Source organism: Christensenella minuta, from assembly GCF_003628755.1.
Lineage (GTDB): Bacteria > Bacillota > Clostridia > Christensenellales > Christensenellaceae > Christensenella > Christensenella minuta.
In genome coordinates, this window is the sequence record NZ_CP029256.1 from 590,019 (window position 1) to 602,367 (window position 12,349).

Annotated in this window: 11 protein-coding genes; all 11 read left to right on the forward strand. The window is 50.3% G+C overall.

The annotated features are described in order from the left end of the window. The first annotated feature begins 11 nt into the window (after positions 1 to 11). Entirely contained in the window at positions 12 to 902 is an 891-nt protein-coding gene (gene era, locus B1H56_RS02840; protein WP_066521349.1) for a GTPase Era, read from the forward strand. Between the two features lie 33 nt (positions 903 to 935). After that, a complete protein-coding gene (gene recO, locus B1H56_RS02845; protein WP_066521347.1) occupies positions 936 to 1,676 on the forward strand; it encodes a DNA repair protein RecO in 741 nt (246 codons plus the stop codon). Positions 1,677 to 1,802: 126 nt separating this feature from the next. After that, positions 1,803 to 4,430 (forward strand): pyruvate, phosphate dikinase, encoded by a 2,628-nt coding sequence (gene ppdK / locus B1H56_RS02850; protein ID WP_066521343.1) that lies wholly within the window; start codon positions 1,803 to 1,805, stop codon positions 4,428 to 4,430. A gap of 188 nt (positions 4,431 to 4,618) precedes the next feature. Then, on the forward strand, positions 4,619 to 4,813 hold the full coding sequence (locus tag B1H56_RS02855) for a hypothetical protein (RefSeq protein WP_147554703.1): 195 nt from the start codon (positions 4,619 to 4,621) through the stop codon (positions 4,811 to 4,813). A 212-nt stretch (positions 4,814 to 5,025) separates the two neighbouring features. Beyond that, positions 5,026 to 5,946: a YitT family protein gene (locus tag B1H56_RS02860; RefSeq protein ID WP_066521337.1), complete on the forward strand. Its 921-nt coding sequence runs from the start codon at positions 5,026 to 5,028 to the stop codon at positions 5,944 to 5,946. 117 nt (positions 5,947 to 6,063) lie between these two features. Continuing rightward, entirely contained in the window at positions 6,064 to 8,418 is a 2,355-nt protein-coding gene (gene lon, locus B1H56_RS02865) for an endopeptidase La (protein ID WP_066521334.1), read from the forward strand. Continuing rightward, a complete protein-coding gene (gene yihA / locus B1H56_RS02870) occupies positions 8,418 to 9,032 on the forward strand; it encodes a ribosome biogenesis GTP-binding protein YihA/YsxC (protein ID WP_066521331.1) in 615 nt (204 codons plus the stop codon). The genes lon and yihA overlap by 1 nt, the downstream gene beginning before the upstream one ends. Further along, the gene (locus B1H56_RS02875; RefSeq protein ID WP_066521329.1) at positions 9,029 to 9,724 is read left to right on the forward strand and encodes a metallophosphoesterase; all 696 of its coding nucleotides are present in this window, start codon (positions 9,029 to 9,031) and stop codon (positions 9,722 to 9,724) included. The genes yihA and B1H56_RS02875 overlap by 4 nt, the downstream gene beginning before the upstream one ends. A 162-nt stretch (positions 9,725 to 9,886) precedes the next feature. Next, a complete protein-coding gene (mraZ, locus tag B1H56_RS02880; RefSeq protein ID WP_066521326.1) occupies positions 9,887 to 10,318 on the forward strand; it encodes a division/cell wall cluster transcriptional repressor MraZ in 432 nt (143 codons plus the stop codon). After that, positions 10,315 to 11,253 carry a 16S rRNA (cytosine(1402)-N(4))-methyltransferase RsmH gene (gene rsmH / locus B1H56_RS02885; protein WP_066521318.1) on the forward strand — a complete coding sequence of 313 codons (939 nt, stop codon included), beginning with the start codon at positions 10,315 to 10,317 and terminating at the stop codon, positions 11,251 to 11,253. The genes mraZ and rsmH overlap by 4 nt, the downstream gene beginning before the upstream one ends. Positions 11,254 to 11,362: 109 nt before the next feature. Beyond that, entirely contained in the window at positions 11,363 to 12,343 is a 981-nt protein-coding gene (locus tag B1H56_RS02890) for an FtsB/FtsL family cell division protein (protein ID WP_162938955.1), read from the forward strand. Positions 12,344 to 12,349 lie beyond the last annotated feature (6 nt).

Sequence of the window (12,349 nt, forward strand, 5' to 3'; positions counted from 1 at the left end):
GGGAGAATGGAATGGAATTTAAATCTGGCTTTATTGCACTGACGGGCAGCCCGAATGTGGGAAAGTCCACGCTGCTTAACGCACTTGTAGGAACGAAGATTGCCATTGTATCTAAAAAGCCGCAGACTACGCGTAACCGCATCACAGGAGTGCTTACACGGGAAGACTGCCAGATGATCTTTATGGATACGCCCGGCCTGCAGACCCCGAAAAACAAATTGGGGGAATTTATGCTGAAAACGGCGGAGCAGACCGCGCGGGATGTGGACGCCGTTTTATTTGTAGCGGACGCCAAGGTGGGCGTGCGGGAAAAGGACGAAGAGATTCTGACGCGTCTTGCAAACAGCGAAACACCGCTGGTAATTGCGCTGAACAAAATTGATGCGGTGGACGGCGAACGCGCGGCGGAACAGGAAACGATACTGAGGAAATACGGCAAGCCGGTTTTTCGTATTTCAGCCGCCGAGAAGCTTGGACTTGCGGAGCTGGCCGAATATTTGAAGCGGTATCTGGTGGAAGGCCCGATGTATTATCCTGCCGATATGGTTACGGATCAGCCGGAGCAGGTGATTGCGGCGGAATTTATCCGGGAAAAGGCGCTGAAAAGCATCGGAAAGGAGATACCGCACGGGATCGGTGTTGTTGTGGAGAAACTCGAGCGGGAAGAAGACAGAGACCTTACAAATATTGATGCGGTAATCTACTGCGAAAAGGATTCACATAAAGGAATTATTATTGGCGCGGGGGGCAGGATGCTGAAAAAAATTGCTTCAGCCGCGCGGGAGGATATGCAGATGCTGTTCGGTGGAAAAGTATTTTTGCAGGTATGGGTAAAGGTAAAACCGGATTGGCGGAATAAGGCCGGGGTTTTGCGGACGCTTGGCTACGACGAACGGCAATAGCTTCGCTTATGCCAAAGAAATGAAGGGAATGCTGTGGAAAAGCATTATTGTATTGTACTGCGTACGGCAGACTATAAAGATTACGATAAGATACTGACGCTTTTTTCGCGCTCGGATGGGCGCCTAGATGCTCAGGCGCGCGGCGCACGGCGGCTGAAAAGCGATATCGCTACAGCGGCGCAGCCGCTTTCATGCGGTGAGTACGAGTTTTACAAAAAAGGAGATAAGCTGTTTTTGACCGCCGCGCTTGTGAAGCAGGAATTCTATCGTGTCCAGAATGATTTTGACAAGTTTACCGCTGCCTGCGTGATGCTCGAGCTTTCCGATAAGCTGCTGCAAAACACGGATGATTACGAGGATTTGTTCCTTGCCCTTATTTATGCTCTTTTTTCGATGGAGCAGGGGACGCTTTCCCACACGCGGGCGCTCGCCTATTTCTTTGCCCGTATTGTGGAACGGATGGGTATTTTCCCGGCAATCGGCACATGTGCGGTATGCGGAAACGAAGCAGCCGGCGATCCGGCGGCTTTTTCCATGGAAGAAGGAGGGGAAATCTGTAGGGAATGCGTTTCACATGTGGCTACCGTTTCTGTGCCCCGGTCCGCACTTTTGAGCCTTGAAAAAATGGGAGAGGCCCGGCCGCAGGATATTGTGCAGTACGCAGCCGGAGAGACGGACGCAAAAAGCGTGATCGATCTTATGAGCAGATATCTGGAAAATATGATGGAATTGCGCCTGAAAACAATGAAATGTTTCCGCGAAAAATCTTTGTAAAAGTGTAATCTTTTGTTGTTTTCTTACATTTGTTCATGTATAATAGACGTGGCTCTTCATTATACGCACAATACGCAAATAAGTGAAAAAAATTTTTAATAAATATAAATTCAGGAGGAGTTTTAGATGGCGAAAAAGTATGTATACCTTTTTAAAGAAGGTGATGCTTCCATGAGAAACCTTCTTGGGGGCAAAGGCGCAAACCTGGCAGAAATGACCAACCTTGGTTTGCCGGTCCCCCAGGGTTTCACGGTTTCCACGGAGGCTTGTACAAAGTACTATGAAGACGGCAAAAAAATAGCCGACGAAGTAGTGGAACAGATTTATGACGCAATGGCAAAGACGGAAGAGATCGCGGGCAAAAAGTTCGGAGATCCGGAAAATCCGTTCCTCGTATCCGTACGCAGTGGTGCGCGCGCTTCTATGCCGGGCATGATGGACACGATTCTGAACCTTGGCCTCAATGACGTTGCTGTAGAGGGCATGGCTAAGAAATCCGGCAATCCTCGCTGGGCGTATGACAGCTACAGGAGATTTATCCAGATGTTCTCCGACGTTGTTATGTGCATCGATAAAGAAAAGTTTGAAGAACAGCTCCAGGCCGCAAAAGACGCCAAGGGCGTTAAGATGGATACGGAACTGGATGCGGACGATCTGAAAGAAGTCGTCAAGAAATATAAAGAAATTTATAAGCAGGAAATGGGCAAAGAGTTCCCGCAGGATGCAAAGGAACAGCTGCTCGAATCCGTAACGGCTGTATTCCGTTCCTGGGATAACCCGAGAGCAATCGTTTATCGCCGCATGAACGATATCCCGGCCAGCTGGGGTACGGCGGTTAACGTACAGGCCATGGTATTCGGCAACATGGGCGACGATTGCGGCACGGGCGTTGCTTTCACAAGAAACCCCTCCACAGGCGAAAAGAAGCTGTATGGCGAATATCTGATGAACGCGCAGGGCGAAGATGTTGTTGCCGGTATCAGAACGCCGCAGCCGATCTCTCACCTCGCGGACCAGATGCCCGAGGTATATGAGCAGTTCGCAAACATTGCCCAGTCCCTCGAAGACCATTACAAAGATATGCAGGATATGGAGTTTACCATTGAAGGCGGGAAACTTTACATGCTGCAAACGAGAAACGGCAAGCGGACGGCTCCGGCTGCTCTTAAGATCGCTGTTGACCTCGTAAAAGAAGGAAAACTGACGGAAGAAGAAGCGATTTTAAAGGTAGAGCCCAAGCAGCTCGACTCGCTCCTCCATCCGATGTTCAACGCGGACGCGCTGAAGAAAGCAAAACCGATCGCAAAGGGGCTGCCGGCTTCTCCTGGCGCTGCCTGCGGTAAACTGTATTTTACGGCTGATGATGCGACGGCTGCTGCGGCAAAGGGTGACAAGGTCGTTCTCGCGAGGCAGGAAACTTCGCCTGAAGATATCGAAGGTATGTACGCTTCCGAAGGCATCCTTACGGCGCGCGGCGGCATGACGTCCCATGCGGCTGTTGTTGCCCGCGGCATGGGTACGTGCTGCGTAGCAGGCTGCGGTGAGCTGAGAATCGACGAATGCGCGAAGACGATGACCACGGAAGACGGTAAAGTCTATAAAGAAGGCGACTGGATTTCTCTCGATGGTTCCACGGGCAATGTGTACGGCGAAGCGATCGAGACGCAGGAAGCCCAGGTGACGGGGGACTTCGCTACGGTTATGGGCTGGGCAGACTCCATCCGCAGGCTGAAAGTCCGCACGAATGCCGATACGCCGCACGACGCGGAGCAGGCAATGGAATTTGGCGCGGAAGGTATTGGCCTGTGCCGTACGGAGCATATGTTCTTTGCGGAAGACAGAATTGCCGCGATGCGTGAAATGATCGTTTCCAAGACGGTTGAGCAGAGAGAAAAAGCTCTGGCGAAGCTCCTTCCGATGCAAAAGGAAGACTTTAAGGGCATCTATAAGGCAATGAAGGGTAATCCGGTTACGATCCGGTTCCTCGATCCGCCGCTGCATGAGTTCCTGCCTACGGATCCCGAGGATATCGCGAACCTGGCAAAAGAAATGTCCCTTGACGTAGACGAGCTGACGGGTATCATTGAAGGGCTGCATGAATTCAACCCGATGCTTGGCCATCGTGGGGTCCGTCTTGCGGTTACCTTCCCTGAGATTGCGGTGATGCAGACGAGAGCGGTTATGGAAGCTGCGATCGAAGTGACGGAAGAAACCGAATACGATATCGTCCCTGAAATCATGATCCCGCTCGTCGGCGACCTGAAGGAACTGAAATATGTAAAAGACTTCGTTGTTGAGACAGCGGAGAAAGTTATGGAAGAAAAAGGCAAAAAGATCGACTACAAAGTTGGTACGATGATCGAAGTGCCGAGAGCTGCTGTTATGGCTGATGAAATCGCGAAGGAAGCGGAATTCTTCTCCTTCGGTACGAACGACCTCACGCAGATGACGTTCGGTTTCAGCCGTGATGATGCCGGAAAGTTCCTTGACGACTATTACACGAAGAAAATCTACGAATCTGATCCGTTTGCGAAGCTGGATCAGGATGGCGTTGGCAAACTCGTGAAGATGGCTGTAGAACTTGGCCGCCAGACCCGCCCCGACATCAAACTCGGAATCTGCGGCGAACACGGCGGCGATCCGTCTACGGTTGAATTCTGCGACAGCCTTGGACTTAACTACGTATCCTGCTCGCCGTTCCGTGTGCCGATTGCACGCCTCGCGGCAGCGCATGCGGTTGTGAAATCAAAATAAGTCCGCTGACAGAATGAAGCTTCATTGAACAATAAAACAGGCATATTCCTTCTGAGGAATATGCCTGTTTTTTATTGTTTCTTAATGTTTTGCACGTGCGCATCCGGTTAGAAATAAGATACCAATCTCAGGAGATTGTTGATATGGAATAAACAATGGGCGGAAGCTGCCGGGAAGGAGGAAAAGATTTGAATAATAAGAAAACATTAGTCGAACATGCGTGGGATGAGACGGAAGGAACGGCATGCCCGATTTGCGGAAACAAAAAATGGGATGTTGGAGAAGAGACCTATATTCTAAGCGGGACGGGCACTGGCAGCGCCGAGGTTGCCTGTGCAAAATGCACCAACTGTGGTTTTGCCGCTCTTTTTACGGAGACGTGAGCAGCGGTGAGACGGTGTGGGAAGCTATTCGCGAATGAAACGGGAGTAGCTTTCCATTATTTTAAGGACTGGCATGAAGAGCCGCAGGAATCGTCTTGGGGCCTGCTTGATAGACAGGGAAGGCAAAAGCCTTCTTTTTATTTGTAAATGTAAATGATATCCGGTATGATAAAATAAAAAACTTTTCGGGAGACGCGGGGAGAATAACGGCTATGGAAAAGAAAATACATGTAAAAGGGAAAGTGCTTACTGTTGATCTGCTTTTGTTCCTGGCAGGCAGCCTGATTTTTGCGATTGCGATCAATACTTTTATTTCGCCGAATAATATTGCTCCGGGAGGGCTTACGGGTATCGCTACAATGTTGAATTACACGTTCGGACTTCCCATTGGTACGATGGTGGCCGTAATGAACATTCCGCTTTTCATCACGGCGTTTTTTTCCTTTGGATTTGAATTTATCATCAAAACCGTTGTTGCAACGGTCATCTCCTCAGCTATGATTGACCTGACGGAGGGGCTGCTTCCAGTCTATCATGGAGACCCTTTGATTACAATCGTTTTTGGGGGAGCGCTCTATGGCGCGGGGCTTGCGCTGATCCTGATGAGGGGCGGTACGACGGGAGGCACAGACCTCGTCGCGAATTTAATCAATAAACGGTTCCCGCATATCCCCATGGCAAAAATGATCCTGCTGACCAATATTGTTGTCGTCGTATGCTCCGGCCTTGTTTACGAAAACCTGGAAAGCCCGCTTTACGCCGTGATTGTGATTTTTATCGAATCGAAAGTGATCGATGTGATTCTCTATGGTACCAGTGTGGCTACAGGGAAGATGCTGTTCATTATTTCCAAGGAGAACGACCGGATCGCGAACGAAATATTGTGCAGGCTGCGGCGCGGTGTAACGGCGCTTAAATCGCGGGGCGTCTATACCGGACGGGAAGGTGAGATGCTGGTATGCGCGGTACACCGGCCGGAGGTGACAAAGCTGTATCATTTGATCTATAAGATCGATCCCGGCGCCTTCATTATTGTTGGAGACGCGGGGCAGATTCGCGGGGCAGGTTTTATGCCGAATACAGATCCGGCGGGGAAAAATATCTGTATGCCATTGAAGAATGAAAAAGTATAGCTGCTAAAATTACCATATTAGCTCGTGGATTCAATGGGAAAGCCCGATATGGAGCGCCGGTGAAAACGGCAGGGATGTTTGAAATGAAAAGCATTTTAAGGTATAATTTAAACTGCAATGGAAACTAAAGGAGCGAAACAGCAATTGGATAGAATAGTTATGCCCATGGTGGCACTTCGGGGGCTTGTGATTTTCCCCTATATGGTATTGCATTTTGACGTGGGACGGGAAATGTCCGTCGCCGCGGTAGAAGAATGCGTGATGCAGGGGCAGGAGATTTTCCTTGTAACGCAGAAGGACTTGAAGATCGAAATGCCGGAAATCAAGGACGTATATGAGATTGGTACGATCGCGAAAGTAAAACAGGTTTTGAAGCTTCCCGGGGATACGCTTCGCGTACTTGTGGAAGGGGAACGCCGTGCCCGCATTTTGTCTTATGCCGCGCGCGAGCCTTATTTACAGGCGGAGGTGGAAGTGGTTCCGGACGAAACGCACGACGATCCCTCCAAAGAAGTGGTGAAGGAAGCGTATATGCGCCGTGTAACAGATCTGTTTGAGCGGTTTGCAGCACTTGGCGCACGGATTCCGGGAGAAACGCTTTTTACGGTCAGCGAAGTTGAGGAACCGGGCAAATTTGCCGACATGATCGCTTCCAATGTAGCGATCAAGTTGGATGATAAGCAAAAGGTCCTAAGCTGTATTGACGAACTTGAACGGCTGCAGCTTGTGATGAATATCCTCAAAAAGGAGATCGACATTCTAGAAATCGACAAAGAAATCGCCTCTTCCGTGAAACAGCAGATCGATAAATCGCAGCGGGAATATTTCCTGCGTGAACAGATGAAGGTGATCCAAAAAGAACTGGGAGAGACTGAGAACGATGCGGACGAAATCGAAGAGCTGAGGAAAAAAATAAAGGGACTGCCGCTTTCCGAGGAAGCGCGTACCAAGGCGGAAAAGGAGCTTGCGCGCATGGCGCGCATGGCGCCGGGGTCGCCGGAGATCAGCGTACTGCGAAATTATATCGATTGGATCGTAAGCCTGCCGTGGGGCAAAGAAACGACGGATAATATGGACCTTGCGCATGCGCGTAGTATCCTCGACCAGGATCATTATGGACTTGCCAAGGTGAAGGACCGCATTATTGAATTTCTGGCGGTAAGAAAACTAAAAAATGATATGCATGGGCCAATTCTTTGCCTTGCCGGACCTCCCGGTGTGGGAAAGACGTCGATTGCGCATTCGATTGCGCGTGCCCTCGATAAAAAATTCGTGCGGATGTCCCTTGGCGGCGTACATGACGAAGCGGAAATCCGCGGGCACCGCCGCACCTATATTGGAGCGATCCCGGGACGCATTATTACTTCGATTAAACAGGCGGACAGTATGAATCCGCTGTTTCTGCTTGATGAGATAGACAAGATGTCCAGCGATTTTCGCGGCGATCCTGCGTCGGCTATGCTCGAAGTGCTCGACCCGGAGATCAACAATACGTTCCGCGATCACTATCTTGACATCGATTTTGATTTATCGAAGATCATGTTTATTACGACGGCAAATGATGTGAGTACGATCCCGGGACCGCTGTATGACCGGATGGAGATTATTCATATCGACAGCTATACGGATGTCGAGAAGCTGAATATAGCGAAAAAGCACCTGATTGCCAAACAGGCGAAAGAGCACGGTTTGAAGCCGTCTTCCGTCAAAATCAGCGATGCGGCGCTAATGGACATTATTCACCGCTATACGGCGGAAAGCGGCGTGCGCAGCCTTGAGCGGGAAATTGCGGCGATTATGCGGAAGTCTGCCGCTAAAATTGTTGCGGATGGAATAGAACGGATTTCTGTATCGCAAAAAAACCTGAAGGAATTTTTGGGACTGCCAAAATGCAGCGAGACAAATGTTCTGAAGCGTGATACGGTAGGGGTTGTGACGGGCCTTGCGTGGACGGCGGTCGGCGGGCAAACCATGCCTGTTGAGGTGTCAATCATTCCGGGGACGGGAAAAATGGAACTCACGGGGCAGCTCGGCGATGTTATGAAGGAGTCAGCGAAAACGGGAATATCTGTTGTACGGGCGATGTCTGGAAAATTGAAATTCCCTAAAGATATCAATGAAAAAACAGACCTCCATATCCATGTGCCTGAAGGGGCCATCCCCAAGGACGGACCTTCGGCAGGCGTCACGATGGTGACAGCCCTTGTTTCGGCACTGACCAAACGACCGGTGCGGCATGATATCGCAATGACAGGAGAAATTACCCTGACCGGGAGGGTGCTCAAGATCGGCGGAATCAAGGAAAAGGCGCTCGCCGCATTGCGCGCCGGCATCCATACGATCATCCTGCCCAAGGATAACGAAAGCGATCTTGAAGAGCTCCCCGAGTCTGTAAGAAGCGAGCTTCATTTCATCTTTGCTTCGGAGATTGACGAGGTTCTGAAGCATGCCCTTGTGACGGAGAAAAAATAGTGGAGATCAAAAAGGCGAGCTTTCACACCAGTATGAAGAATGCCTCCGGCTATCCAAATGATGGAAAGCCGGAGATTGCTTTTGCCGGGAAATCGAACGTGGGGAAATCTTCCCTGATTAATTTTTTGACCAATAACGGAAAACTTGCCTATGTCAGCAAGCAACCGGGGAAAACACGCCTCATCAATTATTTCCTTGCAAATGATTCTTTTTACCTTGTCGACCTTCCGGGCTATGGTTTTGCGCGGGTGTCAAAATCGGAACGTGATTCGTGGGCGGAGATGATGGAATGTTATTTCGCCGCCGCTGAATATCTGCGCGCTCTTGTAATCCTAATCGACATTCGTCATAAGCCGACGGAGGACGATTTGCAGATGATTGAGTGGGCGGCACATTTTGGTGTTCCGTTTATGGTCGCGGCAACAAAGGCGGACAAAATCGCAAAGTCGAAGCGCTACCACTATGCAGTCCGGATGGCCAAACATATTGAAGCGTCTCTTGACATGGATTTGGAATTTGAAATCATTCCTGTTTCATCGACGGGGCGGATAGGAAAAGAAAAAGTGCTGGGGTATATTGAAAAAATGATAGGCCTGCAGGAGGCGGCGGAATGAATATCTATGCAATCGGGGATTTGCATCTTTCCAATGCACAGCCCAAAGCCATGGATATTTTTGGGGAACATTGGAAAAATCATTTTGAAAAGATAAGCGCTGACTGGAGGGAACGCGTTGCGGGAGAAGACGTTGTGCTGATCCCCGGCGATATCAGCTGGGCGATGAAGCTGGAGGACGCGCGGCCGGACCTCGATGCCATCTGCAGCCTGCCCGGTAAGAAGATCATGATTAAGGGAAATCATGATTATTGGTGGGGATCGCTGGCAAAAGTGAATGCCATGCTGCATAACGACACCTATATTTTGCAGAACAATTGCCTTGCAGTGGGGAAATGGGTTTTTTGCGGTACGCGCGGGTGGACTCTTCCGCAAGACAGCAGCTTCGGAGGAAACGATTTAAAAATTTACGAACGCGAAAAGATACGTCTCCAGCTTTCTCTGGAGTCCGCGAAAAAGTATCCGGATTATGAAAAAATTGTGATGATGCATTTTCCGCCTATTTACCAAAACATGAAAAATACAGAGTTTGCACAGATTCTGGAGCGGGAAGGCGCGGCGGAAGTGGTGTTCGGACACCTGCATGGCGACATTTTAAAAAATATAAATTTAACGGATGTAAAAACGGGTGGAGTGAATTACAATCTTGTCTCGGCGGACTACCTCGATTTCAAGCTGAAACGGATTCGTTAGGATAACGCATAAGCAAAAAAAGCGACAAGACAGCGAAAAAATAAGTTCGCTGTCTTTTTGTATTTCTCGCGAAAACCCTTGCATAATGGTGGCGGAAATGGTAAAATTTGATTAAAAGTGGTGTAAAGTGGTTAAAAGTGGGGAAAGGAGTATCGCGCGGAGATGTTGATCGGTGAATACACGCACAACATAGATGCCAAAGGCAGAGTGTTCATGCCGGCGAAATTTCGTGACGATTTAGGCGAGACCTTTATCGTAACGAAGGGCGTAGGCAAGTGCCTTTTTGTGTTTTCATCGGAAGAATGGGCGAATTTCTCCGGCAAACTCAAGGACCTGCCGATATCCGACGTGGCCGCCCAGAGCTTCACACGCATGCTGTTTGCGAGCGCCTGCGAGTGCGAGGGGGACAAGCAGGGGAGGATTCTCCTGCCGCAGCGTCTGCGGGACCACATCGGCGTTGTGAAGGAGACCGTTATTATCGGCGTGATGACGCGTGCGGAGATATGGTCGAAAGAAGGCTGGGAAGAATATAACGACAGCGCTTACGAGGATTACGAAGAAACGCTTGCCAAACTGGCGGAGCTTGGGATATGAGACCGCACGGGCACGTTCCGGTGCTCTACCAAGAAATGCTCGAGATGCTGAACCTTGGGGACGGAAAGATTATTGTGGATGGAACGCTTGGCGGCGGCGGACATGCGGATGGAATTCTGCAGCAGATAGGACCGAATGGAAAGCTGGTCGGCATCGACCGGGATGCGGCAGCGATCGAGCGCTGCGCACGGCGGCTCTCCGTTTATGGAAGTAAAGCAACCCTGGTTCACGATAATTTTAAAAGGATCAAGCCGATCCTGAAGGGGTTGGGGATCGAAAAAATTGACGGAGCCGTGCTGGACCTGGGCGTGTCTTCCTTTCAGCTCGACGAGGGAGAACGCGGCTTTTCCTACAATGCGGAGGCTCCGCTCGATATGCGGATGGACCGGGGCAACCCGCTTTCCGCATATGAAGTGGTCAATGGATACAGCGAAGACGAACTAAAGAGGGTCATTAGGGAATATGGGGAAGAACGCTGGGCGGCGCGCATTGCGCAATTCATTACGAAAGAACGTGAAACAAAAAAAATAGAAACAACGAAGGAATTGACAGAAATTATAAAGCAGGCGATTCCCGCAGCTGCGAGAAGAGAGGGACCGCACCCCGCGAAGCGAACGTTTCAGGCGATCCGGATCGAAGTAAACGCGGAATTGACAGGACTCAGAGAAGCACTGGAGGATTATGTTTCTGTCCTGAGAAGTGGAGGGCGGTTAGCAGTAATCACCTTCCACTCGCTCGAGGATAGGATCGTAAAACAAACCTTCAAAAGACTGTTTGATCCATGCGAATGTCCAAAGGATTTTCCAGTCTGTGTATGTGGAAAGGTTAGCCAGATTAAGATAATCACAAGAAAGCCCATACTGCCGGAAGCAGAAGAACTGGAAAAAAATCCACGCGCGAGGAGCGCAAAATTACGGGTAGCGGAAAAGAGATAGCGAAAGGAACAAGCACATGAACGCGATACCTCAGAGAGCATATGACAATTATGAAAGAATACAGCTGCCTCGCAGGATAAATGATCCGCAGCGCGGCCGTATTTCCGATATGGAAGCTTACCGCATGCAGAAAATCGCGGCAGAACGCCGCCGCCTTCAGCAGCAGGATGAAATTCGCACGGCCCGGAGGGTAGGGGTGCAGGAAGGACGCCCGGCACAGGCCCGCCAGCAGCAGGCATCCCGGCGGCAAGCGCAAGGCCAGACGAGAAGAACGCCGGAACAGGCTCAGCGCCAGCGTTATGCGGCTGCACAGCGGAATGAAGCGCAAGGCGAACGATACAGCATTCGCCAGACTGGCGTGAAGAATATTGTAGGCGGCAGAAGGCTTGCTCCCGCTTATGAAAGCGGATATGCAGCGGGGAACGATTATGCCTATGGAACGCAGCAAACGGGAAGGTCCGAAAGAAGGTATTCCGAAAGGTACGACCGACGTGGCGAATATGCACGGCCGCGTCAGGCGGCGAGCTATGGCGGATATGCTGCTCCAGCCCCGAAACGATATGTGCGCGGATATGAACGGGAACGACTTTCCGAGATAGAAAACACCGCATATAGCGGCGTAAAGCCTATCGCGGTAGAATATGAAAGCCCCAAGAAGAAAGGGGTGATATCCACGATCCTGCTGATCGCTGTCGTGTTTGCAGTTTTGACCGGGATCGTGATCCGGTATGCCTCGATCAGCGATCTGAGCTATAAGAATACACAGATTCAGACGCAAAACGAAACGCTGAAAGACGAGCTGGATAAAATTAAAATGGAAAATGCACTCAGCCAGGACCTGAACAGCATTCAGGAGAAGGCATCTACAGAACTGGGGATGTACTATCCAACCGATGAGCAGATCGTCTACTTAGAACCCGAAGCAGAAGGGGAAACTGCCGCTGCGGAAAGCAGCGTGCAGCAGGCTGCGACGGAACAGGCAGCTGTTCAGGCTCGGGAAAGTACGGATGGAGAGGCCAGCTTCCTTGAAGGCATCCAGGGCTTTTTCGGAGACCTGATGGAGGCCTTGAAAGGATGGTTTCAGGCATGAGGATAA

Excerpts from the sequence above, each read along its gene's own strand:
- era (WP_066521349.1), top strand. The coding sequence starts at position 12 with ATGGAATTTAAATCTGGCTTTATTGCACTGACGGGCAGCCCGAATGTG.
- ppdK (WP_066521343.1), top strand. The coding sequence starts at position 1,803 with ATGGCGAAAAAGTATGTATACCTTTTTAAAGAAGGTGATGCTTCCATG.
- B1H56_RS02860 (WP_066521337.1), top strand. The coding sequence starts at position 5,026 with ATGGAAAAGAAAATACATGTAAAAGGGAAAGTGCTTACTGTTGATCTG.
- lon (WP_066521334.1), top strand. The coding sequence starts at position 6,064 with ATGGAAACTAAAGGAGCGAAACAGCAATTGGATAGAATAGTTATGCCC.
- B1H56_RS02875 (WP_066521329.1), top strand. The coding sequence starts at position 9,029 with ATGAATATCTATGCAATCGGGGATTTGCATCTTTCCAATGCACAGCCC.
- mraZ (WP_066521326.1), top strand. The coding sequence starts at position 9,887 with ATGTTGATCGGTGAATACACGCACAACATAGATGCCAAAGGCAGAGTG.
- rsmH (WP_066521318.1), top strand. The coding sequence starts at position 10,315 with ATGAGACCGCACGGGCACGTTCCGGTGCTCTACCAAGAAATGCTCGAG.
- B1H56_RS02890 (WP_162938955.1), top strand. The coding sequence starts at position 11,363 with ATGGAAGCTTACCGCATGCAGAAAATCGCGGCAGAACGCCGCCGCCTT.